The following is a 26,513-nucleotide window of genomic DNA, read 5'->3' as shown; positions in this document are numbered from 1 at the left end:
GGTCGGGTTTAGGAATTAGAAGCCTAGCTTGAGATCGAGGCGGAACGTGCGGGCCGACGGATACCCGTAGCGATCCATGCCCTTGGTGGTGTTGCTCGACCCGTAGGAGTTCAGCTCTGGATCGTAGCCGGTGTACTTGGTCAGCACGGCCAGGTTATCCACGCCGACGCCAAGCCGGGCCGTTTTGATGAACTTGGTGAACGTGGGGATTTTGTAGGTAAGCGCAACGGTCTGGATGCGAAGGAATGAGCCATCTTCAACCATAATAGAGCTGATCCGTTGTGGATTCGAGGCGCCCGCGCCCGGATAAATGCCGTTCGGATTCGTGGGTGACCAGCGATCGAGGCGCATGGCCGAAATACCGACTCCGTCGAGCAACCATTGCTGTTTAGCCAGGTTGAGCACCGAGTTGCCGTATTCGCCATACACGAACACGTGCAGACTGAGCGGACCAAAATTGACATCGTTGGTAAGGCCGAAGTTGAATTTTGGGTTCGGATTGCCCAGGTACACGTCGTCGCTTTCGGTGTTGTAGGTGCCGTCGCCGTTCACGTCTTTGTAGCGGATGTCGCCGGGTTTGGCCGAGGGCATGGTACCCACCTGCTTGATCTCGTCGGCTGATTTCCAGATGCCTTCGTAGACCGAACCGTAGAATTCACCCACCGAATGACCTGGCTCTAGGCGGGCCGTGTTCTTGTCGTGGGGCGTAACGTTGCCGCCACCAACCCAGCCGGTGTACTGGTACGGCGCGCCGCCCAGCGACAGAATTTCGTTGCGGTTAAAGGCGATATTGAAGTTGGTTGTCCAGCCCAGTTTACCCGCCAGATTCGTGCTGGTCACGCCAATTTCAATGCCTTTGTTCAGCATGGCACCGGTGTTTTTCAGCACGCTGCTGAATCCCGTTTGCGAGGCGATGGGTACGTCGAGCAGCAGGTCGGTTGTCTTTTTGTAATATGCATCTACCGACAGGTTCAACCGGTTTTTCAGTACGGAGAAGTCGATCCCCACGTTTACTTCCTGCGTTTTCTCCCAGCTCAGATCCGGGTTGGGGATGTTGTTGGGGTAGGCGATGGGTACCTTCGAGCCATTGAAAATGTACGAACTCCGCGTGCCGAACGCCGTTCCAAGCAGCGATAGCGACCGGTATACCCCGATCGATTCGTTGCCCGTGCGGCCAAAGCTGGTGCGCAGTTTCAGCTGGTCAAACACATTCAGGTTACGGATGAACGGCTCGTCGCCCAGTTGCCAGGCCAGCGCCACCGACGGGAAAATGCCGTACTTGTTGTTGACCCCGAACTTGGAATCCCCATCCGCCCGAATCGAGGCCGTAAACAGGTACCGATCATTGAACGTATAGTTTACCCGCCCCAGGTACGAGATCAGCGTCCACTCGTTCTGGTTGCTGTTCGGTGTTTGGGGGCTGCTGCCCAGACCGAGGTTGTAGTATTGGAACACATCGCTGGGGAAACCGAACGAGGACGCGTCCATCGTTTCGTTTTTCTCGCGTTGATAGGTGTAGCCGCCCAATATCTTCAGTTTGTGCAAGCTGTTGATCGTGGTGGCGTAGGTCAGCGTGTTCGAGTTACTCACGTTCAGGTTCCGAATCGCAATCTGGCGGGCTTTACCACTGGCTCCGGCGGCCGCTTCTGAACCAATCGGGTAGTACTCATGGTAGCGCCAGTCACGAATATCGGCCCCCACCCGAATATCCAGATCTAGGCCGTCCATGATGTTGTAGTTGGCATAGGCCGTACCAATCAGGCGCAGGGTGTTGCTCAACTGCTTGTATTGTTCGGTCATGGTCAGCGGGTTTTCGAGGCCACTGCCCAGCGGAAAATTGCGCAGGTTGACGGGCGTGCCGAGGCTGTCGCGCGCCGGAATGGTTGGCGGTGCCTGATAAATCGCATTGATCACGTTGGAAATACCTTCGTACCCTTTCGTATCCGTCGGGACGGTATACTGGTCCGTGACGCTGAAGAGCAGACTTTCGCCAATTTTCAGCCGGTTGCTGACGGTGGCGTCGAGGTTAATGGTGGTGCCGTAGCGTTTAAAGCTCGAACCGGGAAGAATACCCTGCTGATCGGTATAGTTGCCGCCAATAAGGTAGCGTAAACTCTGGCTACCGCCCGAAAAAGCGAGTTTGTAAGCCTGGCGCGGGGCCGCCTGAAATACCTCGTTTTGCCAGTCGGTGCCCTGCCCGAAGGCGGCTACCTGTGCAGCCGTGTAGGTTGGCGTACGGCCCAGGAGCGAAGCTCGTTCGTTGGCCTGCTGCGCCCATTGTTGCGCGTTCAGGAACGGGAGTTTGCGCCGCGCTTCCTGCACCCCCACCGACACGTCGAAGTCGACATTGTGCTGGTTGGCTTTGCCGCGTTTGGTGGTAATCAGTACTACGCCATTTGCCGCCCTCGATCCGTAAATTGCCGTGGCCGACGCATCTTTCAATACTTGAACCGACTCAATATCAGATGGGTCGACCGAGTTGAGCGGGTTAGGCGCACCACCGAACGAGCCCGCATCGGTGCTGGCGCTCGTTTGCGCGCCACTGCTGATGGGCATACCATCGATCACATACAAGGGCGAACCACCCGCCGATAGCGACGCTGTACCACGTACCTGAACCGCAATGCCACCGCCGGGTGCGTGGGAGTTGGTGTGTACCTGCACCCCCGCAATTTTTCCCTGCAAAGCTTTGTCGGGCGTATTGATGGTCGACGTTTCAATGTCTTTCGACGAGATAGACCCCACGGCCCCCGTCAAATCTTTTTTCTGCTGCGTACCGTAACCGACTACAACCACTTCGCGTAGCTGTTCGGCGTTGGGGAGCAGCTTCACGTTGATCACGGCTTTGTTGCCCACCGTAATTTCCTGGGCCACGTACCCCATGAACGAGAAAACGAGTGTCACGGAACCGTCTTTCACAGGCAGTTCGTAGGCCCCATCGGATTTAGTGGCCGTTCCAGTCGTGGTGTTCTTGATCACAATGCTGACTCCGGGCAGCACCTGGTCATTTTCGTCGGTCACCTTCCCTGTAATGGTCCGGTCGACGCTAGAGAGCCCGGCTGAATTCGTTGCAATGTGCTGCTTGATGGGGTTGGCGGCCACTGTTTTTCCGAGTGCCAGAAACAGCATTACCCCGAGCTGGACAGAACACAGGAATCGAGCTAGAATCCTGTGTTGGTTTAGGATAGTTTTCATCATGAAACGATATGGTTTTTTACGATTTAGGAAGCAGGTATCGACAAGTTACCAAGTCGGGGGTGAATGCTTGAACAGTGTTTCTTTTTATTCAACACTGTTGAAAACAAAGGTATAAATAGTTTTTTCGAAGTCAAGTATTAAGCAATATTTTTATTTTTAATTAAACTTTATGAATGTTATACACTTGATTGATACTAGTAAAGTACTGTTTTACAATTATTTATGTAATTAATGGAATGATGAAACATTGTTGAATATAGTGAAACAAAAAAAGGATAGCAGGGTCGATTCAGTTGAGCGCTGACCTTCCTGCAGCCTAATTTGTGGTGTGTTTACTGGGAATGACCTTTACTATCGTGCCCGTTGGCGCAGGTTAGATGCGGCCCCGACAGCGGGAGACAACGTTAGGAAACTGGTATGTTTGCGGAAGCAGAGATGGAACGAACACAGAGTAATACCTCATTGGCAAGTGTGCTTCCACTCTGTGTTCGCTGCGCCGAGAGGTCGGACCTTTCTGTGATAATCCCCTTCTTCATTAGCCAATCTCAAAAACATGTATACGCTCTACGCCATTCCGAATTGCGACACCGTGAAGAAAGCCCGAACCTGGTTGGCCGATCATGGGGTTACTTACCAGTTTCACGACTACAAAAAGCGGGGTATCGACCGCGCTACGATTGAACGTTGGCTAACCCAGAAAAGCTGGGAAGACCTCGTGAACCGGGCCGGGGCCACTTGGAAAAAGCTACCCGATGCTGAGAAACCAACCGATGCCGAAGGCGCGATTGCGCTGATGCTAGACAAGACGTCGGTCATCAGGCGTCCGCTGATTGAATCAAACGGGCAGATCGTGGCGTTAGGCTTTAAAGCTGACGACTACGCCACAACGTTTGCTGCGTAGTCAACTTTTATCGATGATAGAGGAAACGCATAAGCAATTGCTCGATTCGCCGGAAGCCGTTCGGCTGCTGGTGAATTCGTTTTACGAGAAAGTCCAGGTTGACCCGCTGATTGGTCCCATTTTTATGGATGTGGCTGAGGTCGACTGGGCGAGTCACCTACCCAAAATGTATGCCTTCTGGGAGTCGCTGATTCTGGGTAATGGCGCGTATAATGGCCATCCGTTTCGGCCGCATCTGCTGGTCAATCAGCAGCACCCCCTCCGGCGCGAACATTTCGAGCGCTGGCTGACGTTATTCTCCGCAACACTGACAGAACAGTTCACTGGTGAAACAGCCGAGCAGGTACGTCAACGCGCCTTACAGATTGCCTCAGTCTGGAACCACAAACTGGAGTATATCAACGGGTCGGTTGGTGAGTAGGGGGGCTTGCATGGTAGACCAACAGCTAGAGCGAAAAGACTTAGTAAGTAGCTGATCAACAGTGAGCTATTAACTGAAAATAGTGCCTGGAACAGCCTGTTTTTTGCGACGAATTTCCGGTTATTTACGTTAGTAGTATAGAACGTAAACAACAGGAAATTTCTCAACATGGACTTACTGAAACTGCTTGATCCAACGGTACATCACACCACGACTACAACGGCTACTATCGGCAAACGCCCCAAAACAAACGGGGCTGCCACAGCGGCGGTGCTGATTCGGATTGCGAGTGAGATGCTGGAGACATCGCCAACCCTTCGGAAGCGGATGGGCATTACGCTTAGTGATCTGGCTGCCGCCGATAAAGTGCGGAAAGAATTGGCCCGTAAAAGCCTCCCGATTCAGTAATAGTTGGGTAGATTATATAGCACTTACCAGAAAAGCAAAAGGCCGTTGTTCTCAACGGCCTTTTGCTTTTCTGGTAAGTGATTAATTACGCTGATTACACCAGCGTCTTTTCCCGGCTCCAGAAACGGTGCTGAGCAATCGCCTGGATAAATTGCTGCGATATGTCACCTGAGCCAGTGATGACACCGTCGCTGGTGAGTAACGCGGCGGCTCCTCCGGTGGCGGCGGCTTTTAGCAGATCTACGCCTTCGCTGGTTGCAGCAATGGCTTTACAGTGCATAAACGCTTCGTGAACGAACCGAATCGATTCATCTTCCTGCAATAGTGAGGTGATGCTTGGCTTGCCGCCCGGTACGTAAACAGCGTCAAATAGCACCGATGAGGTACCCTGTAGGCTGGCGTCGATGTGCACCAGTTCACCCGTTGACGTTTTTAGCTTGCCTACGCGCGGCGCAACAATGGCAATGACCGCTTCTTCGGCCGACAGCGCTTCTTTCATCGCTTTCAGTTCGGCCGCATCAACACCATCCGCGGCCAGAATAGCTACCTGGCGGGTCTTTATTCCGCTCTTCACGGTGTTGGCCATGCTCAATGCCTCCGACTTGGCTGTTGCTGTTTTAGCAGGGGCCGACTGGTAATCTGCTGGGTTGGCGTCGGCCGGTACTGCCAGATTGAGCTGCATGCCGTCGGTGGCAGGTACGTCCATACCCAACCCTTCGGCAACAAGTTTAGCCAGCGTGCTGTTGACCTGCGCTAACTGCACAAGCATCCGGATGCGTATCTCCTCAATAGCTACTTTGCTCAGTTCGAACCGCAAGGCCTTAACCAGGTGTGTTTTTTCGGCGTCCGACTGGCTGGTCCAGAACAGGTTAGCCTGGCTGTAATGATCTCCGAAGCTTTTACTACGGGCGCGTACCTTGCGTGCGTCGATCCGCTCGGCATGGCTCGAAAAACCTCCTTCTGCTTTGGTTGCCTGAGCAGGCGAATTGTCATTGATCAGGTTTGGACTGTAGCTGGTTCGGCCTTTGTTGATCGTCTGGCGCATGTGCCCGTCGCGTTGTCCGTTGTGTACGGGAGCAATAGGCCGGTTGATGGGTATTTCGTGGAAGTTTGGCCCACCCAACCGCTTCAACTGGGTATCGGTGTAGGAGAACAAACGGCCCTGTAGCAGCGGGTCATTCGTGAAGTCAAGACCGGGAACAAGATGCCCTAAGTGGAACGCGACCTGTTCCGTTTCGGCAAAGTAGTTATCCGGATTGCGATTAAGCGTCAGCTTACCGATTCGTTTTACCGGCACCAACTCTTCGGGAATAAGTTTGGTTGAATCGAGCAGGTCGAAATCGAACTTGTGTTCGTCTTCTTCTTCCACAATCTGAACCCCCAGTTCCCATTCCGGATACGCACCCGCTTCAATCGAATCCCACAGGTCGCGGCGGTGAAAATCAGGATCGCGACCTGAAATCAACTGTGCTTCATCCCACACGACCGAATGTACACCCAGTAGCGGTTTCCAGTGGAACTTCACAAAGCGGGCCTTGCCAGCTTCGTTGATGAACCGAAACGTATGTACGCCAAAACCTTCCATCATGCGATAACTGCGCGGAATAGACCGGTCAGACATGACCCACATGATCATGTGCATCGATTCGGGTGTGATTGAGATGAAATCCCAGAAGGTATCGTGGGCCGAGGCTGCCTGCGGAATTTCGTTGTTGGGCTCAGGCTTTACGGCATGAATCAGGTCTGGAAACTTGATGGCATCCTGAATGAAAAAAACAGGGATGTTATTGCCCACCAGGTCGAAGTTGCCCTCTTCGGTGTAGAATTTAACGGCAAACCCCCGTACGTCGCGCGCCAGATCCGATGACCCCCGCGAACCGGCCACTGTAGAGAAGCGAAGAAAGACCGGCGTCTTCTTCGACGGATCCTGCAAAAACTTCGCTTTGGTCAGTTCGGCTTGGGGCTCATAGACCTGGAAATAGCCGTGTGCTGCTGCTCCGCGTGCGTGAACAATTCGCTCGGGAATGCGCTCATGATCGAAGTGAGTGATCTTCTCACGCAGGATAAAATCTTCCAGTAGCGTGGCCCCCCGATCACCCGCTTTAAGCGAATTTTGATCGTCGTTGACGCGAAGCCCCTGATTGGTGGTCAAAAATTGCCCGCTGCCGTCTTCCCGGTTCTGGTTCAGTTCCTCCAGCTTATCGTTGGTGTTGTCGCGGTTTTGTTGAGTATGCATAAATAGTATTATTATTTAATCTATGGGATTACGAGAAATACTATTGCAGCTGGCTATTGTTCAGGTTGACTGATTAAAAAGAGCGTTACACACTTCTGGCCGACGACTAACGGATTGGTTTCCACCGCATACCGATAGTGGCCATGAGTACCATTGTGGCGGAGCTCAGCGGCATTAGCACGGCGGCTACAACGGGCGATAGATGACCGGTGGCGGCGAATGACAGCCCGACGAAATTGTAGAGTAGCGACACACCGAAGCTGAACCGGATGAGCCGCATGGCAAACTGGCTATAATTCATGAACCGGGGGAGTTGCCCCAGCGAATTGGCTTCCAGAATGGCGTCGCTGGCGGGGGTGAATCGGAGCGTGTCATCGGTTACGGCAATACCTACGTCGGCTTGTTTGAGGGCACCGGCATCGTTGAGCCCATCGCCGATCATCAGCACACGCTGACCGCTAGCCTGAAGCTCTTTAATAAACTGGAGTTTGTTTTCCGGGCCGCAATTGAATCGCATGGCGTCGTCGTCGAACCAGGTGCTGAGGTGGCTGCGGCTGGCGTCTGTATCGCCCGAGAGCAGGTAAAGCCGTTTGCCGTGCCCCACAAACGACGTCAGCATATTGATTAGCCCATCGCGGAGTTGCGTGGCAAACTGGAAATACCCCCGATATACCCCGTCGATGTTGATATGAACGGTTGACTCACCAGCGGCCTTCTGCCCGCCCACGAACGCCGCATTGCCTACTTTAATAATCAGATCGTCGACAAGTCCGATGATGCCCTGGCCAGGTAGTTCGGTAAAATTCTCGACGCGCATCGGTGGACATTCGGCCAGGTACTGCCGCAATCGGATGCTCAGAGGGTGCGCTGATTGGCTAACCAGCGCCTTCACCATCGCCCGCTGAATACTGGTTAGCGGCTGGATAAACGATTCGGTAACAGACGCTGAAGCGGGCGTGGTTAACGTACCTGTCTTGTCGAAAACGATGGTGTCGCAATGCGCCAGCTGCTCAATCACGTCGGCATTTTTGAGGTAGAAGCCCCGCTTGCTCAACAGTCGCAACCCATGCCCTAACGCCACCGGATACGACAGCGACAGCACACACGGACAGGCCACAATCAGGATCGCGGTAAAGGCGTTGACCGCCGTAGTGGGCTGCCCGGCAACAACGTACCAGTACCCGCCAATAAGCGTCGCCAGTGTCAGCACAGTGATGGTGAAATACGTACCCACAGCATCGGCGAAGGTCTTGGCGCGGCTCGGCTTGTCTTTTTTGAAGGCGTCGTTATTCCAGAGTTGGGTCAGGTAACTGTGCGACACATCGCGCACGAGTTCGAGGTCAATTATCCCGCCCATCTGCCGTCCGCCCGCATAGAGCAACGTACCTGGCTCGCGTTGTTCCGGCTCCGACTCACCGGTGACAAACGAGTAATCGATCAGGCCTTCGCCCCGATACAGCAGCCCATCGGCCGGAATCAGATCGCCGTGCCGCACCCGGATGCGGTCTCCTTTGTGCAAGTCTGCAACGGGGACGAGGGCGGGGGGCGCAGGGGCTGGGGGGTAGGGCTGGGGGCGGGGAGCAAGGGGGGTGGGGGTTGGTGTAATTTCTTGCTCTTCCGATCCCTCAGGCCTGGGTATCAAGCCCTGCGCCCCCTGCCCCAGGCGTTCTACCGCGAGGGGGAAATACGATTTATAATCACGTTCGAACGACAGGAAGTCGTAGGTACGTTGCTGAAACCACTTTCCGCACAGCAGGAAGAAAATCAGGCCGCTAACGGAGTCGTAGTAGCCTGCCCCTCCCAATGCGAACACTTCATAGGTGCCCCGGAAATAGGCCACCAGAATACCGAGCAGAATGGGAAAGTCGATGTTGATGATACCGCGACGGAGGCTTTTCCAAACCGACTCGAAATAGCCCGAGCCTGAATAAAAGACCACCGGTGTGGCTAGCAGCAGGTTCAATACGCCGAACAGGTGCTTGAACGACGGATCATCGAGGCCAAGGTATTCGGGAAAGCTGAACAGCATAATGTTACCCGCACAGAAACCGGCTACGGCCAGCTTATACAGCAACGATCGGTAGCTGGAGTTCTGCCCCTGTTTCACCACATCATTTAGGCTAATGAGTGGCTCGTACCCCAGCGACGTAAGTAGTTCGGCCACTTGCCGCAGCGACCGTTGCGCGGGGTCGAACACCAGATGCACCTGCTTTTTCAGGAAGTCGACACGCGTTTGCTGCACCCCCGGGTCAAGTCGGTACAGGTGTTCGAGCAGCCACAGACAAGACGAGCAATGAATGGCGGGTACGTAGAACGTAACGTGAGCCACGCTGCCGTTCTGAAAATCGATGAGCTGGGCGGCAATGTCGGGGTGGTCCAGAAAGGCCAGCCGGGCGATGTTCGGCGTTTCACCCAGTGATGTGCCGGGCGCCGTGTTGAGGTCGTAATACTGGCATAGCTGATGCTCCCTCAGCACCTGATACACGGTTTCGCAACCTGTGCAGCAAAAAGGTTTATCGTCGAAAAAAATCGGGTTGGTATCGGTTGGGCAGTCGTTGCCGCAGTGGTAACAGGCCGTTTTGGTGGACGTAGCCGTAGTCATAATCGCCGGGGGTTTTCTCAAAATTCGTCTGGTAAGCGCCGCCATAGGCTGACATAAATCAGGTCATCGACTGATTCTGGTACGGCCTGCACTCAGCCTGTTTTGCCACTTTTGTTACCAAGGATACCGGATTGGCGAGCGGGAATTCCGCGTAGGCTACTTACGCCGGCGGACCAGGCTGCCATAAATCCCGAATTCGACCGCAGTGACGGACCGATTTCACATTCACGAGCCTCCATGTCATCCCTGATCGCGAAATACAACGTACCTGGTCCACGCTATACCAGCTACCCCACCGTGCCGTTCTGGAGCACTGCCGCCTTTACTCAGGGCGGCTGGCAACAACGGCTGACCACGGCTTTTGCCAATAGTAACTACGCCGATGGGATTAGTCTGTACGTGCACCTGCCGTATTGTGAAAGCCTGTGTACATTCTGTGGCTGCAACAAGCGGGTCACCAAGAACCACGATGTTGAAACGCCCTACATCAATGCCCTGCTCAATGAATGGCAGATGTACTGCGACTGGCTGCCGGAGCGTCCCCGAATTGCCGAACTGCATTTTGGCGGAGGGACGCCCAGCTTTTTCTCACCGACTGAACTGAGTCGGCTCCTGACGGGTCTCTTTCGGGATGCAGACCTGGCCGACAAGCCTGACTTTGGCTGGGAGGGACACCCCAACAACACGACTCACGACCACCTGAAAACGTTGTATGACTTTGGTTTTCGGCGCGTAAGCTTCGGGGTGCAGGATTACGACCCCTTGGTGCAGCAGGCGATTCACCGGCATCAGCCGTTCAGCAACGTACAGCGCGTGACAGAGCAGGCCCGCGAGATCGGCTACACGTCGATCAGCCATGACCTGGTATTTGGCCTTCCGTTCCAGCAGACATCTTCGATCAGGCAGACGGTGGCCCAGACGCTGAGCCTGCGTCCCGACCGTATCTCGTTTTATTCTTACGCCCACGTGCCCTGGATCAAAGGCAACGGCCAGCGGGGGTTCAAAGACGCCGACCTGCCCACAGCCGACCAGAAACGCGGGTTGTATGAAACTGGTCGGGCGTTGTTTGAGGCGGGCGGGTACACCGAAATCGGCATGGATCATTTCGCCCTGCCCCACGACTCGCTGCACCAGGCCATGCAGGCCGGTACGTTGCACCGCAACTTCATGGGCTACACCACTACCCGTACCGATGTGCTGCTTGGGCTAGGCGTATCATCGATCAGTGATGTCGGGACGGCGTTCATGCAGAATGAGAAAGATCTTGCTACCTACCTGACCAGAGTTACTGCTGGCGAATTGCCCGTTCTGCGCGGCCATTTACTGACCCGGGATGACGTGATCATACGTCGGTTGATTCTGGATATCATGTGCCGCTTTGAAACCAACTGGTCAACTACTGACTGGACACCCGACGCCTGGGCGATGATCAGCCTGCAACTCGATGATATGCGCGACGATGGCCTGCTCGACTACGACGAAACCGGGCTCTGGGTACGTGCCAAAGGACAACCGTTTCTGCGTACTATCTGCATGGTGTTCGATCAGTATTTGACTACTAGTCCGGTACTGGAGAAACCCGTATTCTCACAAACCGTATAGTGCTGATTTACATGCTTAAAGAGAATTTTATTACCTTATCCTGAAATTCTGGCGGCATGAAATGTCTGAGTATTTTTCTGTTGTTCCTGACGGGGTCGGCTACCCTGGCGCAAACAATTCTGCCGGGCGTGGAAGAAGCATTGGAATTGGCCCGGCGTGCTAATCCTGACCTGGTCAATGCCCGGCAAAATCGGTTGGTGCAGGAACAGCAGCAGGTAGCCAGCCAGGCAGTGCTACGGCCGCAGGCCCGTATTTACAGCACCCTCGATTACAACTATTCGCTACCCGTTCAGCTCATTCCGCTGAGTCTGTTTGGTGGCACGGCCAATGAGTTTCGGTCGGTGCAGTTCGGGCTGCCTTTTGTACTGCTGGCAACCGGCGAAATAACCGCCCCGCTCCTGAACCGCCCCGCCCGTGCCGATCAGCAACTGGTAGCGCAGAACCTGCGGATCTCGGATGATCAGACGCTGGTGTTACAAGATGAAGTGTCGACGCAGACAGCCCGCATATACCACGCTACGTTACTTACCCGCGCTGCCATTGCCCTCACCCGCCGCAACCTGCTGGCCGCCGACACGCTGGCGCAGATTGCCCGCCAACGCCTGACCAAAGGCTTGATTGAACCACTCGAGTACAACCGGATTCAGCAAGTGCAGCTCACCACGGCCGATGTGCTGTTGCAGAATGAACTGGGCTACGTCCGGAACCTGAACCAACTAAAACTGCTACTGGGCCTGACACTTGCCGACAGCCTGCAACTGACCGAAAACCTGCTGGCCGATTCGCTGTCGATCATCAGCCCGATTCCAGACACAGCCCGCCCCGCTTTGGCAGTGTTCCCTACAATCGAACGGCCGCAGATCACCCTGCGTCGGGCGCAGACCGAGTTGGCTCGCCTGCAAATTGAGCGTGAACGAATGGCGTTTTACCCTACGGTGTCGGCCTACGGACGGTATTCGCAGCAGGCGCAGCGGCAGCAGTTCAATTTTCTGAATACGTCTCAGCGGTGGTTCGAGATCGGTGTAGTAGGCTTACAACTCAATGTGCCGATCTACACGGGTGGGCTACGCCAGAGTAACCTGACCCGCGCCCGGATTCAGCTGCGGCTGACTGAACAACAACTGGCCTACGAAATGAACCGCCAGCATACCGATACAGAAGACATCCGGACTACGTACAACCAGGCGCTGCGTTCGCTGTCGATCAACCGGCAGAACTATGCCTTAAGTCAGCAGAACGTGCAGATTGCGTTGGTCAAATACCGATCCGGTCTGTTTGCCTATGATCAATACCTGAATGTGTTCAACGAAGCGCTGACAGCGCAAAACCGGTACCTCAACACGCTATCGACTGTATGTATCAACCAAACGCTCTGGCATATTCGGAGCGGGCAACCCGTGCGATGAAAAAAACGCTGCCTGTCGCTGCTTTACTCCTGTTTGCGCTGGCCTGCCAACGCGGCGAGCAGGGTGTACACCCAACGTATAAAGACCTGACCGAGGCTGTTTACGCCTCAGGAAACGTGCTGCCCCGCGATGAGTACGTCCTGCGCGCCGATGCCGACGGTACGTTGCAGCAACGACTCGTTAATGAGGGCGATACGGTTCGCAAAGGACAGTTACTGTTTGTACTTGAAAGCGCAGCTGAAGACGCCCGGCGGCAGGCTGCCAGTGTAGCACTTCGCCAGTCTCGGGCCAATGTGGGCGCTAATTCGCCGGTGTTAGCCGAGCTGGAAAATCAGGTCCGTAACGCCCGCACCCGACTGCGCAATGACTCGGTCAATTACACCCGTTTCCGCGAATTGTATGCTCAGAATGCTACGTCGAAGGCCGAGTTGGAGCGGACCGAATTGAATTACACGCTGTCGCAGAATACCCTTCGCGCCCAGCAAAATACCTTGCAACGTACCCGTAATCAGTTGGGGGTCGACGTGGCTAACAGCCGGAGTCAGCTGGTGACAACTGAAGTGGCGGGCAGTAATACCCGGATTCGAAGTTTTGTGGATGGCAAGATTTATGAAGTCTACAAGGACCCCGGTGAGTTAGTTAGACCCGGCGACCAATTGGCGCTGCTTGGCAGCGGTCGACGGCTGTTTGTTCAATTGGCAGTTGATGAGAGTGATTTCGGGCGCATCCGGGTGGGGCAGGAAGTGCTGGTGAAAACCGATGCCTACGGCGAGCGGGTATTTAAAGCCCGCATAGCAAAGGTGTACCCGAAGCTCAACCGCGCTGACCAGTCGTTCCGCGCCGACGCTGAATTCACTGATGATAAGCCCGATGCGTATTACGGCCTGACGGTCGAGGCCAACATCATCATTAGCCAGAACCGGCGGGTGCTTACGATTCCTAAAACCTACGTTTTCGGTACCGATAGCGTGTGGGTCGATCAGGATGGTAAAAAGCAGAGGATCCGCATTCGCAAAGGCGCCGAAAATTTTGACCTCGTTGAAGTGAAAGGCGGTTTGACTGAGCAGTCAATTATTCTGGCAAATGACTGACCGCACCATTGTATGAACCTGCGCATCGCCTCACAAATTGCCCAGACGCACCTGCTGGCTAAGAAGCGCCAGACGCTCGTGGCCATGCTTGGTGTCACGTTCGGCATTGCCATGTTCATCACGATGATTTCGTTCATGCAGGGCGTCAACCAGTTTCTGGAAGATTCGGCTCTCGATGCCAGCCCGCACATTAGAATGTATAACGAAGTGAATACCCAGCGGCCCAGCCTGATCCAGACACTGCGGCCGGGTGGATTCAACGTTACCTACCACCAGAAGCCTAAAAATGAACTCGCCCGCATCAAGAACGGTCTGACTATCGCTGATCGCATCGAACGGGAGCCAAATGTGCTGGGTGTGTCGCCGCAGGTAGCCACGCAGGCGTTTTACAACAACGGCCCCATTCAATTGTCGGGCACGATTTCGGGGGTGAACATCGAGCGGGAGAACCGGCTGTACAAGCTCGAAAAACGGTTGAAAACGGGAAGCATCAATGCCCTGCGCAGCAATCCCGATGGTCTGATCATGGGGAGTACGCTGGCACGTAAACTCAACGTGGTCACCGGCGACAAGGTGACGGTCACCACGCCCACCGGCACTACGCGGGTGCTGCGCATCGTGGGTACGTTCGGTTTCGGCATCGGCACCATCGATAACACAAAAGGCTACGCCAACCTGCCCACCGTACAGGAATTGCTGGGCAAGGATCCCAGCTACATCACAGATATTCACCTGAAGATGAACGATCCATTACAGGCTATTCCGTTCGGGAAAGTGCTACAGGCGCAGTATGGTTACCACACCGAAGACTGGGCTACGGCCAACACGGCAATTCTGGCGGGCGAGAAGATCAGGAACATGCTTACCTACGTGGTGTCTATTACACTGCTGGTGGTGGCGGGTTTCGGTATCTACAATATCATGAACATGACCGTGATGAACAAGATCAAAGACATTGCTATTCTGAAAGCAACAGGCTTTGAGGGCCGCGACATCATCGCCATTTTTCTGATGCAGGCCATCTTTATCGGTTTCACGGGCGGCTTGCTGGGACTGGCTATCGGGTTCGGGCTCAGCTATCTGCTGTCGATCACGCCGTTCGATGCGGGAGATTTTATGAGCATGAAGACGTTTCCGGTCATCTTCGCCGCGAAGTATTACGTCAGCGGCCTGTTGTTTGGCGTCATCACCACGGTGCTGGCGGGTTTTTTCCCGGCCCGAAAAGCCTCTCATATTGACCCGGTGGCCATTTTGAGAGGATAAACGATAGAACCAGATGAGCACCGTTTTAGCAGCCCGACACCTGAACAAATACTTCTACGACCCTGATAAATTCCGGGTCTTGTCCGACATCACCTTCGAAGTGCAGCAGGGTGAATTTGTGGCTATCGTAGGTAAATCGGGCTGCGGCAAGTCGACTCTGCTTTACCTGTTATCCACGATGGATACCGACTACGAGGGGCAGATTGAGCTGGCAGGTACGTTGCTAACGGGTCGTAGTCAGGATTATCTGGCGCATTTTCGCAACGAGCATCTCGGATTCGTTTTCCAATTCCATTTTCTGTTGCCCGAGTTTTCGGCGCTTCAGAACGTAATGCTCCCCGCCTTGAAACTAGGTAAGTATTCGGCCGACGAAATCGAAACACGGGCGATGACCAAACTGCGCATGATTGGTATGGCCGATTATGCCCTCAAGCCCGCCAGTAAGCTGTCGGGTGGCCAGCAGCAGCGTGTAGCTATTGCCCGAGCCCTGATCAACGACCCCACCATCATCATGGGCGACGAGCCAACAGGAAATCTGGACAAAGCTAATACCGACAACGTCTTTGGCATCTTTCGCGAACTGGCCAGCGGCGGACAAACCATTATTGCCGTTACGCACGACCCCGATTTTGCGGCCGGCACCGACCGCGTGATCGACATGTCGGACGGTCTCATTGTTCATTGATTTGCCAAGTACAGCATGACTTTTTTCTACGTTAAAGCGCTCCACATCATTTTCATTGTAACCTGGTTTGCCGGGTTGTTCTACCTGCCGCGCCTGTGTATCTACTTCACCGAAGCCGCCGACCAGCCCGACGATGCCCGCCGGGTGTTACAGAGGCAATTTGCGCTTATGCAGCGGCGGTTATGGTACGGTATAACGTGGCCCTCGGCGATATTGACCTTACTACTGGGCCTGAGCACCTGGTATAAGTATGGCGCAACACCCGCCTGGCTCATATACAAATTGTTGCTGGTTGCCGGTCTCTATAGCTACCACATTGCCTGCCACCTACTGTTTCTTCAACAGCAACGGGGCGAACTGCGCTACACCTCTACCCAACTCCGCATCTGGAACGAAGTAGCTACGCTGTTCCTGTTCGGTATTGTGTTTCTGGTGGTGTTGAAAGACGCACTCAGTATGCTCTGGGGGCTGGGCGGTCTGCTCCTGTTTGGTACCGTGTTGATGATCGCCATACAAGCGTACAAGCGATTGCGAGAGCGGTAATCAGATTGATGTCGACGTGGGCTGGTATAATAAAACCCGTCTTTCTGTACAGAAAGACGGGCTATCCAAGGTATGGTGGGAATAGATTATACGATTGCCAACAGCGGAATGTCTGTTAAACGAGCCATTCGTTCGGTGTTGCCTTCCACAAACAGGCTTCTGAACCAGTTGTGTTTTTGGGGCAGCATCATAATAAGGTTGGCTTTGTTGGCATGGGCAAACTTCATCAGATTGTCATACACGTCTTCGCCCGTCAGAATTGACAAGGTGTGCGGCACGTGGGCCAGCAAATCGCGTATGTGCGTGGCTCGGGCACGTACCTGCAAATTGGTTGGTTCCTCGTGAATGCACAACAGATTCACCACGCAGTTGAACTGGCGGGCAAACCGAATGGCGGTATCCAATGCAACCGCGTCGGTAGGCGAAGTCAGGTCGATGCTCAACACTACATTACTCAGCGAGGCATACGAGGCGGTGGGCGGAATGAGCAGGAGCGGCACTTCGGTTTCGGTTACCATACTGGTCGACAAACTACCCATCAACTGAGCGCTCTGGGGGGCCGATCCCACGGTCGACATCACCAGTAAATCGGCTTTTTCATCCTGCGCCACACGCTGAATAACCGGCATGGCATAGCCCTCTTCTACAACTGTTCGGATGGGGACGTCGGTACCGTGTTGTTCCCGTAGCGTTCGAACCAGGTGATTGATCTCGCGTTGACAAACGTCACGGACAGCTTTAGTACCAATCACCGCATCAACGCCAGCGTCGGCCGGGTTGGTGGGCCAGAAGTGAAACGCGTGCACCAGCACCACGGCGGCTTGTTGGGCCTTCGCCAATTGTACGGCGAAGTCGGCGGCGTGGGCCGCACCCGACGAGAAATCAGTGGCAACAACGATGGTTTTCATGCCTGATAGGGACTAGAATGAAGGAAACACCAAAACGATCTTTACAGGATGTTCATCAGGATAAGCGAGAGGTGCACTACGGCGCTGACGAGGAAGCCAGGAACAATGTATTTTACGGGTAATGCAGATAACACCGGAATCAGCACCAGTAAAAAACTAAGGAACGAAACCAGTACCTGCCAGTCACCGCCACCGTATGTAAATAAGGTGAGCAGCAAAATAGGTGTAAGTAGACAGCCCTGAATCATCATGGCCGTGGCTGCCCAGCCAAAGCGATTAAATTCAGCCTTATCAACAAAATTTGTGTAAAGGGTTGACCAGCCAGCGGTAGACGGTGAGGTATAGGAGGATTGGCCTGGATGACTGAGCGTTGCCATGTGTATTTCTTGGTTTGAGTGACGCCACAAAGCAACGCGATCGGGCCCGCTGCTAACCTGACCAGCGTCAGCCAGGAGGCTGATTTTTGGCATCGGTGATGTGGTCGGGAACCGTTGGCTTTTACCGACACATTCAGGGCATTTACCGCTAAGTCACAGGGGGGTGCAACGAAACTTCCTGTTTTCTGCGTCATGTACACAAATGGCAACGACCCGTTGAACGACGCGTCGTTATCCGTACATCATTAATCAATCATTGTCAATAAAGCGCATGGAACGTAAGGACTTTTTGAAGCGGGGATTCACCAGCCTGTTGGGCATAGCGGCTATCAATCCAATACTGGCGGCTTGTAAAGACTCGGCAAGCGTAGACCCAACGACCACTACCACGGGCAGCACAACGGGGACCGGCTCAACCAACGGCAGTTCGGCCAGCGATTGTACGGTCAGCCCCACCGAAACGGAAGGGCCTTTCCCAACCAAAATTCCGGCAAATTTTGTGCGTAAAGACATCCGTGATGACCGTACCGGGGTGATGATGACGATGAACATCACCATCAAAAACAAAAATGCAAGCTGCGCCGCCCTGGCCGGTGCCATCGTCGACGTATGGCATTGCGATAAGGACGGGTACTACTCCGAATACGGTGGCTCGGGCATGCAGAGCGTCAACTTCCAGGCGGTCGATTTTCTGCGCGGCCGGCAAGTGACCGATGCCAGCGGATTAGCGGCCTACACAACGATCTTCCCCGGCTGGTATTCGGGGCGCGCTCCACACGTGCACGTGCACGTCTATAATTCGGCGGGAAAATCGTTGTTGGTTACGCAGATCGCCTTTCCGTATGCTATCGCCAACACGCTCTATACAACGGGGCAGGCCTATGGCTACACGAAAGGGGCTCAGGATACGCTGAACGAACGCGATAATGTATTCTCAGACGGGTTCACCACCGAGCTGGCCACCGTATCGGGTAGCCCATCTGCCGGTTACACGCTGACTCACACGATTGTAGTGAATGGATAAGTCGATGACGGGTTGTTGCTTACGCAGTATGTGCTTCAGCATGAGCAATAACCCGTCATCCAGTTTATTTTGAGCGGATCGCATCGACGGGGTTCATGCGGGCGGCCAGTGCGGCGGGCAGAATGCCGAAGATCGTCCCGATCCCGCCCGACACGGCAAGGCCCAGAATAATGTTACTGGCCGAGAGTTGAATGTCCAGACTGCCCAGATTCATAAACGACATCAGGTAAACAAGGCCGATCCCGACCAATCCGCCCACCACGGCCAGCAGCACCGCTTCGAACAAAAACTGCAGCAGGATTACGTAGTTTTTGGCCCCGAGCGATTTCTGAATGCCGATGATGTTGGTCCGCTCTTTCACTGATACGAACATGATGTTGGCAATACCGAAGCCCCCAACGAGCATCGAGAAACCGCCAATAAACCAGCCAGCGATAGTCAACACCGCAAAAATGCCACTGATGAACTTGGCCAGCGCTTCAGGCCGGTTGATGGCAAAGCTGTCTTCCTGAGCCGGACGAAGGCTGCGTCGGGCGCGCAACACCCCCTTGATTTCACCTTCCAGATTCTCCAGTCCGGCATCGGTTTCGTAGCCTTTTATGGCAATTGTCAGGTTGGGTCGGTTGGATGAAAATAACTTGGCGAACGTGCCATAGGGAATAATGCAACGCAGGTCGGGGTTGCCGCCAATCTCCAGAATACTTGCTCCTTTTTTCTCGCCAACGCCAATGACCACAAATTTAAGCCCGGCAATCTGCATCGACTGGCCAATGGGGCTTTGCGTAGGAAACAGCGTTTCGGCGATCTCTGAGCCGATAATGGTCACATTGCGCGACGATTCCATTTCCTGTGGCGCAAAGTAGCGGCCCTGCGCAATGGGTACGTCCGAAATTTTATTGTAGTCGTAGGTAACGCCCGATATGCGGGAACTGAGGCTGTTGCTGCCGTTTTTGACGGTGATGCCGCCCCGCCCGCCCATGGCTACCACGGCCTGCGCGTTTTCGAGTCGGTCGCTTAGCAGGCGGTACTCGTTGTAGGTGGGCTCGGGCCGTTGAAAATATTTCCACCAGCGGTATTCACTGCCAAATTCAAACGGCCATTTCTGCACGTAAATCACATTGCTGCCCAGCCCGCCCAGGGTATCCTTGATATTTCGCTGCAACGAATCGACGATCGTAAACACGGCGATGATGGCGAAAATACCGATGGTTACGCCCAGCAGCGACAGCGTGGTACGGAGCAGATTTGACCGAAGCGATTGCCAGGCGAAGCGCAGGCTTTCAATAATTTGACGAACAACTTTCACCGGAAACAGGAGCTAAGCGACAGGTTGGGAATAACGCTAAAAGTAAATGCGCCGTTGCTCTGCTTCAACCTCTTTCGGACAGAATACCACCGAAGCCGGGTGTTTGGCTGTTTTTGGGGTTTAATGGCAACGGCCAGTCTGTATCGGCCCACCGCATTTAATGCACTGAACAGTAACTCCGGTTGCCCGCGAATCCGTAGTTTAGCAGGAACAACCCGTTTTTAACGCCGTATGCCTATCCGTTCTGTCGTTCGACCCACGTATTTAGTACTCTGTTCCGCTATTTTCCTCTTGCCTGTAGGCTGCAAAACGTCTCAACCGACTACTAGTCAGAGTCGTGTACAAACCGGGCAGGGCGTTTACCAGTACAAGGAAGAAGACCCAACGCTGAAACCGTTTTACTCGGATCGGCAGGGAGTAACCGGGCGAAACGGCATGGTCGCATCAGCACATCCCGAAGCTTCGCAGGTTGGGTTAAACATTCTGAAAGCAGGCGGCAACGCGGTAGATGCGGCCGTGGCGATGCAGTTTGCGCTGGCAGTGGTTTATCCCGGTGCGGGGAACATTGGCGGGGGCGGTTTCATGGTCTACCGCGATAAAAGCGGTAAGGCCAGTACGCTCGATTACCGCGAAAAAGCGCCCGGTAAAGCAACGCCAAACATGTACCTCGACTCGGCGGGTAACGTGCGGGCGGGTGGCCTCAGCATGAGCGGCCATCTGGCGAGCGGCGTGCCGGGTTCAGTAGCTGGCATGGTGCAGGCGCATCAGAAATTCGGGAAGTTAACCTGGCCGCAGGTGCTGCAACCGGCGGTTGATCTGGCCGAAAAAGGATTTGCCCTGACCGAGCGCGACGCCACCGGCCTGAACCGGATCAAAGACGATCTGCTCAAATACAATCCCGGCAAAACCTACTTTATGCATCCCGAGGGGCGCGCCTGGGCCAAGGGTGATTTGCTGGTGCAGACGGATCTGGGCAGTACCCTCCGCCGGATTCAGACGCAGGGACGTGATGGTTTTTACGGTGGCGAAACGGCCCGCCTGGTTGCCGCCGAAATGCAGCGCGGCGGCGGTCTGATCTCCGAAGCCGATCTGGCCAACTACCAGGCGATCTGGCGCGAGCCCATCCGCGAAGGCTACAAAAATTTCAATGTAATCACCATGCCGCCTACCTCAAGCGGTGGCATCGCGCTGGTGCAATTGCTTCGCTACATTGAACCTTTCCCGATCCGGCGCTGGGGCTGGAACCGCGACAGCACGGCGCAGGTCATGATCGAAGCCGAACGCCGGGTATACGCCGACCGGGCCAAATTCCTGGGTGACCCCGATTTTGTGAAGGTGCCCAGTGCCCAACTCATGGACCGGACGTATTTGCAAAACCAGTGGGCCACGTTCAATTTCAGCAAAGCGACTGATAGCAAAACTATTCACGGTGGGTCATTGCCCGGTTACGAAAGTCTGGAAACGACTCACTTCTCGGTGGTCGACCGCGACGGTAATGCGGTGAGTATCACCACAACCCTCAACGGCGGCTACGGTAGCCGGGTAGTGGTTGGCGGTGCAGGTTTCTTCATGAACAACGAGATGGACGACTTCAGCATCAAGCCCGGTACGCCGAATATGTATGGGCTAATTGGTAACCAGGCCAACGCCATCGCCCCCAACAAACGAATGTTGTCGAGCATGACACCCACCATTCTGGAACGCGACGGCAAGCTATTTATGGTGGTGGGTACGCCTGGTGGGTCAACCATTATGACGTCGGTATTCCAGACAGTCGTGAACGTGATTGAGCACGGTATGACCATGCAGCAATCGGTAAATGCGCTGAAGTTTCACCACCAGTGGCTACCCGACAAAACCATTTTCGAGAATGGCGCTTTCACCGAAGCTACCAAACAGGCGCTCATCGGTCGTGGGTACGTCCTCGAACAACTGACCAACACCCTTGGCCGCATGGATTGCGTGCTTGTTCGGCCCGATGGAAGCTACGAAGGTGCCTCGGACCCTCGCGCCGATAATACCGCGATGGGATTTTAGACTAGGTTCGGTTTCAAGTGCTGCGCTGATTCGCCATACCGTCAATTAGCGCAGCACTTGAAACCGGAAACTTGAAACTTGAAAGTTCCCCCGTACTTTTGCTGCCAAATAAAATTTTGTTATCTCAGCAATGACGACGAACCGTACGTTCACCATGATTAAGCCCGATGCCGTAGCAGAGGGACATACCGGAGCAATTACGAAGATGATCGAAGAGGCGGGTTTCCGCATCGTGGCCATCAAGAAAACCCTGTTGACGCCGGAGCGCGCAGGTGAATTTTATGCCGTACATAGCGAGCGCCCGTTTTACAACGATCTGAAAGCCTATATGTCGTCGGGTGCTATTGTGCCGATGATTTTGGAAAAAGAAAACGCCGTCGCTGATTTCCGTACGCTGATCGGTGCTACCAACCCAGCACAGGCTGCCGATGGTACCATCCGTAAGCTGTTCGCCAAGTCGATCGAAGCGAACGCCATCCACGGTTCTGATTCAGACGAAAACGCCCAAATCGAGGGTTCGTTCTTCTTCGCCGGTACGGAGCAGTACTAGTCAAGAAGTAAAGTCAAAAAAACAAGAATGGCTCTGCCACGGCACCGTTTAGGACCTGGCAGAGCCATTCTTGTTTTTTGACTTTACTTCTTGATAATAGCCCCTATCTTCTTGTAGTACTTACATGCATCGCGGAGGGCGCACTCACCACATTTGGGCGATCGGGCAATGCAGATGTAACGGCCATGCAGGATAAGCCAGTGGTGCGCCTTGGGTACGTATTGCTTTGGAATGTGCGCCATCAAGGCCTTCTCGACAGCCAGCGGCGTGTTGGCCGTGAGCGGAGCCAGACCCAGCCGGTGCGACACCCGAAATACGTGGGTATCCACTGCCATCGTGGGCTGGTTAAATACGATAGACAAAATGACGTGGGCCGTTTTGCGCCCTACGCCCGGCAGGCGCTGCAACTCCTCGACGGTGCCGGGTACCTCCCCGCCAAAATCGCTCATTAGCAGTCGCGCCATACCAACCAGGTGCTTTGCCTTGTTGTTCGGATACGAAACTGACCGGATGTAGCTAAATACCTCCTCGATCGAGGCCGCCGCCAACGATTCGGCCTCTGGAAAACGGGCAAATAAGGCGGGTGTAATCTGATTGATACGCTTGTCGGTGCATTGCGCCGACAGAATTACGGCAACCAGTAATTCGTACGAATTTGAGAAATTGAGCTCTGTTTCAGGCTCCGGAAAATGCGTCGTGAAATAGTCGATGAATCGGCGGAAACGCTCTTTTTTCAGCATCCCCAAATTTACGACTTTACGGCTTCAGGGAGTTGTAGATGACCTCCTGAATTCGGCGACGGAGACGCGTGGTGTTAATAGCCTGGTTGCCACCCGTGGGGAAGAGGCGGTTCGACAGGAACACGAACACAAGCTCCTGCTGGGGGTCTACCCAAACCATGTTGCCGGTGAAGCCCGTATGCCCAAACGACTGCGGCGGCGCCAGCGGCGACAAATAACTGCTGGTTGTGCTTTCGGGGTTTGGCTTGTCCCAACCCAGCGAACGGGGGCTGCGCGTGCTGATCGTCTGCGTAAAGAACGGCACGGTCATAGGCTGTAGGATGCGCTGACCACCATAGACACCGCGTTGCAGGTTCATTTGCAGCAGCTTGGCAATATCGTGCGCATTGCCAAACAGGCCCGCGTGACCCGAGATACCGCCCTGCACCGCCGCCATCTGATCGTGCACGGTACCCACCAGTAACTGATTCCGGTAATAAGTATCCTGCTCAGTCGGGGCGCAATGCGGACTAGTCAACTTTTGCAGGGGCGTGAAGGTCAGTGACTTCAAGCCCAGTGGCTGGTAGATTTCGCGCTCCAGAAACCGGTCGAGCGGTTGCTTGCTGACCCGTTCCACTACCTTTTGCAGCATCAGGAAACTCAGGTCGCTGTAGACAAACGACGGCTTCCCATCGGCATCCATCTTGCGCGACAGCGGCGACTGAATTACCCATTTCCACACCGAGTCTTTCAGGGCTGGTTTGGCCCAGAGCGTTGGCGCAATCTGTAATGTGTGCAGCGAATCGTTCTTGTTGCTGTAATACGCTGGATTCAACCCGCCCGATGGGGTGCGGGTGCGGTCCCAGAGGGTAGGGTAGAACGAAATCAGACCCGCCTGGTGCCAGAGCATATCCTGAAGGGTCATGTTCTGTTTGTTAGTACCGCGCAGCTCAGGGAGGTAGAACGATGCCTTCTGGGCGAGGTCAATTTCTTTGCGGTCGTAGAGTACCATCACAGCCTGCAACGTACCCAGCACTTTGGTCAGCGACGCCAGGTCATACAGTGTGTTGTCGTTTACTTTCTCGCCGCCGCTACTGTAGGTCAGCGCTCCGAAATTACGGTCGTAAACGATCTTGCCTTTTCGGGCCACCAGCACCTGACATCCCGGAATAACGCGGTCATGCACGGCTAGCTCAACCATCTTGTCGATCTTGGCCAATTCGGCCGCCTTCATCCCTACGCTTTCGGGCAAACCAGGCACCAACCGCCCCGACGGGTCGACGTTTACGTTGTGGCCTACTTTAAAATCGCCGGTCGATACTGGCAACATACCGCTTGCTGGTGAAAGACCAAACAACGATCTGGCGGTCGCCAACTGCGTTTCGCTGAATTCCTGATACCCGCACACCAGTGCATCGGCGTCGGTCAGCAGGTTCAGGCTGTAGGCTGAGCCAAACGCAACGGCCACCACTTTTTTACCCTGCTGTTTTAGTCGCTGAATGAGCGTAACCGACGGTAAATTGATGCTGTAGCGCCGGAACGATGACTGGCTCATATTGTGGAAACTGACCACGACCAGATTGGCATCGCCTACGCTGGCCACCAGGTTGTTGACATCATCGTCGCTTTGCGGGCGATCTGGTGAAGCAAACTGCCTGATGGTAGCTAACCCAGCCAGCGACTTTTGAAAGACGTTTCCCGCTGTGGCACCAATGGCAATAGACGCAATTTTGTTGGTATCGACCGGGCTTAAGGGCAGCAGTTTGTTGTCATCGCTGACAATCGTTACTGCGTTTTCGCAGAGTTCACGCTTCAGGTCTTTGGCGGCGTCCGAGTTCAGGTCGCTGATGAGGTTGGTCAGCGCAATCGGCTTGTACTGGCTCAACCCCGACCAGTACTTAGCCCGCAGAATTTTCTTCACCTTTTCATCAATGAACGCCTGTGGCAACGTACCTGACGTGATGGCTTCCTTGATGACGCGGGTGGCTTCCCGGATATTTTCGGGATAAAGCAGAATGTCGTTACCGGCAATCAGCGCTTTTAGGTTCACTACTTCCGAGCGGTTTGTACGACTGACCCCGCCCATGTTAAGGGCATCGGTAAATACCAGGCCACGGAAACCCAGCTCCTTCTTGAGCAGGTCGGTGACAATCTTTTCAGATAGCGTAGCAGCCACAGCAGGTGTCTGGTTGTCCATCACCGGCACGTGCAAATGGCCGGTAACAACGCCCATCAGGCTATCGCCAATGAGTTTTCGGAAGGGGTACAGGTCGATGTCGTGCATCTGCGCCGACGAGCGGCTGATGACGGGCAGCGAATGGTGCGAATCGACATTGGAGTCGCCGTGACCGGGAAAATGCTTGGCCGTAGCAATTACGTGCTGCATTTGCAGGCCTTTCATGTAGGCTGATGCCTTGCTGGCTACGTTCTCTTTACCCTCGCCGAAGGACCTAATACCGATGACCGGATTCTGTGGATTGCTGTTGATATCCGAAACGGGCGCAAAGTTGATATGAATGCCGAGGCGGCTGCATTGCCGGCCAATTTCAACACCCATCCGGTAAATCAGGTCGTTGTCGCGAATAGCCCCCAGTGTCATCTGCCGGGGAAACTCCATGGTGCTGTCGAGGCGCATACCGAGGCCCCACTCGCCATCGATGCCTACCAGCAACGGGATTTTCGACAAACTCTGGTATTTGTTGGTCAGCACAGCCTGCCGATGGGGGCCTCCCTGGAAGAAGATGACGCCGCCAATGTGGTAGTTCTGAATCAGGTGCTCGATGTATACCCGGTGGCTTTCGCTATGGTTGGAGAAGGCCGCCACCATGAAAAACTGCCCGATTTTTTCATCGGGCGTCATGGTCTGGAATACGCTGTCGACCCAGCTTTCGCCGTTGGTGGGAATCTGGAGTACGTTCACACCCTGATATCCGGCCAACTGCTCTGACTCAAGGCGAGCGGTAGGGTAAACAACAGGCCGTGCCGCAGCCACAACCTTGGCAACTTTTGCCACCTTCACCACTTTCCTGGTGTGCTTTTTTGACGCTGTACGGTGTGACCGAGACACCCGTCTGGGCCGTCCCGTGCCTGATTCAAATGCGGCCAGCAACAGTACGAGGGCAATCGTTAGCAGAATGAAACGCTTCCGCATGAACTCAAACATAGGTTAGTAAACTTCGTACAAGTGGGCGGTGGTAATTGGTTCATCGTAAGGGTGGGAACCCTAAAATTAGCCA

20 protein-coding genes are annotated in these 26,513 nt (G+C 54.5%); 12 read left to right on the top strand and 8 right to left on the bottom strand.

Going from position 1 to position 26,513, the window contains the following annotated elements:
• Positions 1 to 15: 15 nt before the first annotated feature.
• The gene (locus F7231_RS10920; protein ID WP_166691906.1) at positions 16 to 3,198 is read right to left on the bottom strand and encodes a SusC/RagA family TonB-linked outer membrane protein; all 3,183 of its coding nucleotides are present in this window, start codon (positions 3,196 to 3,198) and stop codon (positions 16 to 18) included.
• Positions 3,199 to 3,751: 553 nt separating this feature from the next.
• Here F7231_RS10920 and F7231_RS10915 point away from each other — a divergent pair.
• The 3 genes from F7231_RS10915 (at position 3,752) to F7231_RS10905 (ending at position 4,928) form a co-directional block, all read left to right on the top strand.
• Complete coding sequence (locus tag F7231_RS10915) at positions 3,752 to 4,099, top strand: ArsC family reductase (protein WP_166691905.1); 348 nt, start codon at positions 3,752 to 3,754, stop codon at positions 4,097 to 4,099.
• 13 nt (positions 4,100 to 4,112) lie between these two features.
• Positions 4,113 to 4,520, top strand: a complete 408-nt coding sequence (locus tag F7231_RS10910) for a group III truncated hemoglobin (RefSeq protein ID WP_166691904.1) — start codon at positions 4,113 to 4,115, stop codon at positions 4,518 to 4,520.
• A gap of 168 nt (positions 4,521 to 4,688) precedes the next feature.
• Complete coding sequence (locus tag F7231_RS10905; protein ID WP_085411072.1) at positions 4,689 to 4,928, top strand: hypothetical protein; 240 nt, start codon at positions 4,689 to 4,691, stop codon at positions 4,926 to 4,928.
• A gap of 94 nt (positions 4,929 to 5,022) precedes the next feature.
• Here F7231_RS10905 and katE read toward each other — a convergent pair whose 3' ends face one another.
• Together katE and F7231_RS10895 are read right to left on the bottom strand one after the other, a co-directional pair.
• Positions 5,023 to 7,164 (bottom strand): catalase HPII, encoded by a 2,142-nt coding sequence (gene katE, locus F7231_RS10900; RefSeq protein ID WP_166691903.1) that lies wholly within the window; start codon positions 7,162 to 7,164, stop codon positions 5,023 to 5,025.
• A gap of 106 nt (positions 7,165 to 7,270) precedes the next feature.
• Entirely contained in the window at positions 7,271 to 9,766 is a 2,496-nt protein-coding gene (locus tag F7231_RS10895; protein ID WP_166691902.1) for a heavy metal translocating P-type ATPase, read from the bottom strand.
• A gap of 237 nt (positions 9,767 to 10,003) precedes the next feature.
• Here F7231_RS10895 and hemN point away from each other — a divergent pair, with 237 nt between their 5' ends.
• From hemN to F7231_RS10865, 6 genes are read left to right on the top strand one after another with little or no spacing between them, the layout of a single operon-like run.
• On the top strand, positions 10,004 to 11,368 hold the full coding sequence (gene hemN / locus F7231_RS10890; protein ID WP_166691901.1) for an oxygen-independent coproporphyrinogen III oxidase: 1,365 nt from the start codon (positions 10,004 to 10,006) through the stop codon (positions 11,366 to 11,368).
• Between the two features lie 56 nt (positions 11,369 to 11,424).
• Entirely contained in the window at positions 11,425 to 12,774 is a 1,350-nt protein-coding gene (locus F7231_RS10885; protein ID WP_166691900.1) for a TolC family protein, read from the top strand.
• Positions 12,771 to 13,865 (top strand): efflux RND transporter periplasmic adaptor subunit, encoded by a 1,095-nt coding sequence (locus F7231_RS10880; protein ID WP_085411067.1) that lies wholly within the window; start codon positions 12,771 to 12,773, stop codon positions 13,863 to 13,865. The genes F7231_RS10885 and F7231_RS10880 overlap by 4 nt, the downstream gene beginning before the upstream one ends.
• A 12-nt stretch (positions 13,866 to 13,877) precedes the next feature.
• Entirely contained in the window at positions 13,878 to 15,128 is a 1,251-nt protein-coding gene (locus F7231_RS10875; protein WP_166691899.1) for an ABC transporter permease, read from the top strand.
• Positions 15,129 to 15,141: 13 nt separating this feature from the next.
• The gene (locus F7231_RS10870) at positions 15,142 to 15,813 is read left to right on the top strand and encodes an ABC transporter ATP-binding protein (protein ID WP_166691898.1); all 672 of its coding nucleotides are present in this window, start codon (positions 15,142 to 15,144) and stop codon (positions 15,811 to 15,813) included.
• A gap of 15 nt (positions 15,814 to 15,828) precedes the next feature.
• Positions 15,829 to 16,356: a CopD family protein gene (locus tag F7231_RS10865; RefSeq protein ID WP_085411064.1), complete on the top strand. Its 528-nt coding sequence runs from the start codon at positions 15,829 to 15,831 to the stop codon at positions 16,354 to 16,356.
• An 86-nt stretch (positions 16,357 to 16,442) separates the two neighbouring features.
• On the opposite strand, the gene F7231_RS10860 is transcribed toward F7231_RS10865, so the two are convergent.
• Both F7231_RS10860 and F7231_RS10855 read right to left on the bottom strand, forming a co-directional pair.
• The gene (locus tag F7231_RS10860; protein ID WP_166691897.1) at positions 16,443 to 17,264 is read right to left on the bottom strand and encodes a universal stress protein; all 822 of its coding nucleotides are present in this window, start codon (positions 17,262 to 17,264) and stop codon (positions 16,443 to 16,445) included.
• A 41-nt stretch (positions 17,265 to 17,305) separates the two neighbouring features.
• The gene (locus tag F7231_RS10855; RefSeq protein ID WP_166691896.1) at positions 17,306 to 17,641 is read right to left on the bottom strand and encodes a hypothetical protein; all 336 of its coding nucleotides are present in this window, start codon (positions 17,639 to 17,641) and stop codon (positions 17,306 to 17,308) included.
• 271 nt (positions 17,642 to 17,912) lie between these two features.
• On the opposite strand from F7231_RS10855, the gene F7231_RS10850 reads away from it, so the two are divergent.
• Positions 17,913 to 18,665: a dioxygenase family protein gene (locus F7231_RS10850; protein WP_085411062.1), complete on the top strand. Its 753-nt coding sequence runs from the start codon at positions 17,913 to 17,915 to the stop codon at positions 18,663 to 18,665.
• Between the two features lie 64 nt (positions 18,666 to 18,729).
• Here F7231_RS10850 and F7231_RS10845 read toward each other — a convergent pair whose 3' ends face one another.
• Positions 18,730 to 19,971, bottom strand: a complete 1,242-nt coding sequence (locus F7231_RS10845; RefSeq protein ID WP_085411061.1) for an ABC transporter permease — start codon at positions 19,969 to 19,971, stop codon at positions 18,730 to 18,732.
• 231 nt (positions 19,972 to 20,202) lie between these two features.
• Between F7231_RS10845 and ggt the strand changes: the two genes are divergently transcribed.
• Together ggt and F7231_RS10835 are read left to right on the top strand one after the other, a co-directional pair.
• A complete protein-coding gene (ggt, locus tag F7231_RS10840) occupies positions 20,203 to 22,008 on the top strand; it encodes a gamma-glutamyltransferase (protein WP_166691895.1) in 1,806 nt (601 codons plus the stop codon).
• 130 nt (positions 22,009 to 22,138) lie between these two features.
• The gene (locus tag F7231_RS10835; protein ID WP_085411059.1) at positions 22,139 to 22,558 is read left to right on the top strand and encodes a nucleoside-diphosphate kinase; all 420 of its coding nucleotides are present in this window, start codon (positions 22,139 to 22,141) and stop codon (positions 22,556 to 22,558) included.
• 83 nt (positions 22,559 to 22,641) lie between these two features.
• Here F7231_RS10835 and nth read toward each other — a convergent pair whose 3' ends face one another.
• Both nth and F7231_RS10825 read right to left on the bottom strand, forming a co-directional pair.
• Positions 22,642 to 23,298 (bottom strand): endonuclease III, encoded by a 657-nt coding sequence (nth, locus tag F7231_RS10830; protein WP_166691894.1) that lies wholly within the window; start codon positions 23,296 to 23,298, stop codon positions 22,642 to 22,644.
• A 16-nt stretch (positions 23,299 to 23,314) separates the two neighbouring features.
• Positions 23,315 to 26,428 carry a serine hydrolase domain-containing protein gene (locus F7231_RS10825; RefSeq protein WP_166691893.1) on the bottom strand — a complete coding sequence of 1,038 codons (3,114 nt, stop codon included), beginning with the start codon at positions 26,426 to 26,428 and terminating at the stop codon, positions 23,315 to 23,317.
• Positions 26,429 to 26,513 lie beyond the last annotated feature (85 nt).

The sequence above is a fragment of the Fibrivirga algicola genome, from assembly GCF_011742925.1.
GTDB lineage: Bacteria > Bacteroidota > Bacteroidia > Cytophagales > Spirosomataceae > Fibrella > Fibrella algicola.
This window is presented reverse-complemented; position numbering and strand designations above follow the sequence as displayed.

What these genes read in the sequence shown, in the direction of transcription:
- F7231_RS10920 (WP_166691906.1), bottom strand. Translation starts at nt 3,198, where the DNA reads ATGATGAAAACTATCCTAAACCAACACAGGATTCTAGCTCGATTCCTG.
- F7231_RS10915 (WP_166691905.1), top strand. Translation starts at nt 3,752, where the DNA reads ATGTATACGCTCTACGCCATTCCGAATTGCGACACCGTGAAGAAAGCC.
- F7231_RS10910 (WP_166691904.1), top strand. Translation starts at nt 4,113, where the DNA reads ATGATAGAGGAAACGCATAAGCAATTGCTCGATTCGCCGGAAGCCGTT.
- F7231_RS10905 (WP_085411072.1), top strand. Translation starts at nt 4,689, where the DNA reads ATGGACTTACTGAAACTGCTTGATCCAACGGTACATCACACCACGACT.
- katE (WP_166691903.1), bottom strand. Translation starts at nt 7,164, where the DNA reads ATGCATACTCAACAAAACCGCGACAACACCAACGATAAGCTGGAGGAA.
- F7231_RS10895 (WP_166691902.1), bottom strand. Translation starts at nt 9,766, where the DNA reads ATGACTACGGCTACGTCCACCAAAACGGCCTGTTACCACTGCGGCAAC.
- hemN (WP_166691901.1), top strand. Translation starts at nt 10,004, where the DNA reads ATGTCATCCCTGATCGCGAAATACAACGTACCTGGTCCACGCTATACC.
- F7231_RS10885 (WP_166691900.1), top strand. Translation starts at nt 11,425, where the DNA reads ATGAAATGTCTGAGTATTTTTCTGTTGTTCCTGACGGGGTCGGCTACC.
- F7231_RS10880 (WP_085411067.1), top strand. Translation starts at nt 12,771, where the DNA reads ATGAAAAAAACGCTGCCTGTCGCTGCTTTACTCCTGTTTGCGCTGGCC.
- F7231_RS10875 (WP_166691899.1), top strand. Translation starts at nt 13,878, where the DNA reads ATGAACCTGCGCATCGCCTCACAAATTGCCCAGACGCACCTGCTGGCT.
- F7231_RS10870 (WP_166691898.1), top strand. Translation starts at nt 15,142, where the DNA reads ATGAGCACCGTTTTAGCAGCCCGACACCTGAACAAATACTTCTACGAC.
- F7231_RS10865 (WP_085411064.1), top strand. Translation starts at nt 15,829, where the DNA reads ATGACTTTTTTCTACGTTAAAGCGCTCCACATCATTTTCATTGTAACC.
- F7231_RS10860 (WP_166691897.1), bottom strand. Translation starts at nt 17,264, where the DNA reads ATGAAAACCATCGTTGTTGCCACTGATTTCTCGTCGGGTGCGGCCCAC.
- F7231_RS10855 (WP_166691896.1), bottom strand. Translation starts at nt 17,641, where the DNA reads ATGGCAACGCTCAGTCATCCAGGCCAATCCTCCTATACCTCACCGTCT.
- F7231_RS10850 (WP_085411062.1), top strand. Translation starts at nt 17,913, where the DNA reads ATGGAACGTAAGGACTTTTTGAAGCGGGGATTCACCAGCCTGTTGGGC.
- ggt (WP_166691895.1), top strand. Translation starts at nt 20,203, where the DNA reads ATGCCTATCCGTTCTGTCGTTCGACCCACGTATTTAGTACTCTGTTCC.
- F7231_RS10835 (WP_085411059.1), top strand. Translation starts at nt 22,139, where the DNA reads ATGACGACGAACCGTACGTTCACCATGATTAAGCCCGATGCCGTAGCA.
- nth (WP_166691894.1), bottom strand. Translation starts at nt 23,298, where the DNA reads ATGCTGAAAAAAGAGCGTTTCCGCCGATTCATCGACTATTTCACGACG.
- F7231_RS10825 (WP_166691893.1), bottom strand. Translation starts at nt 26,428, where the DNA reads ATGCGGAAGCGTTTCATTCTGCTAACGATTGCCCTCGTACTGTTGCTG.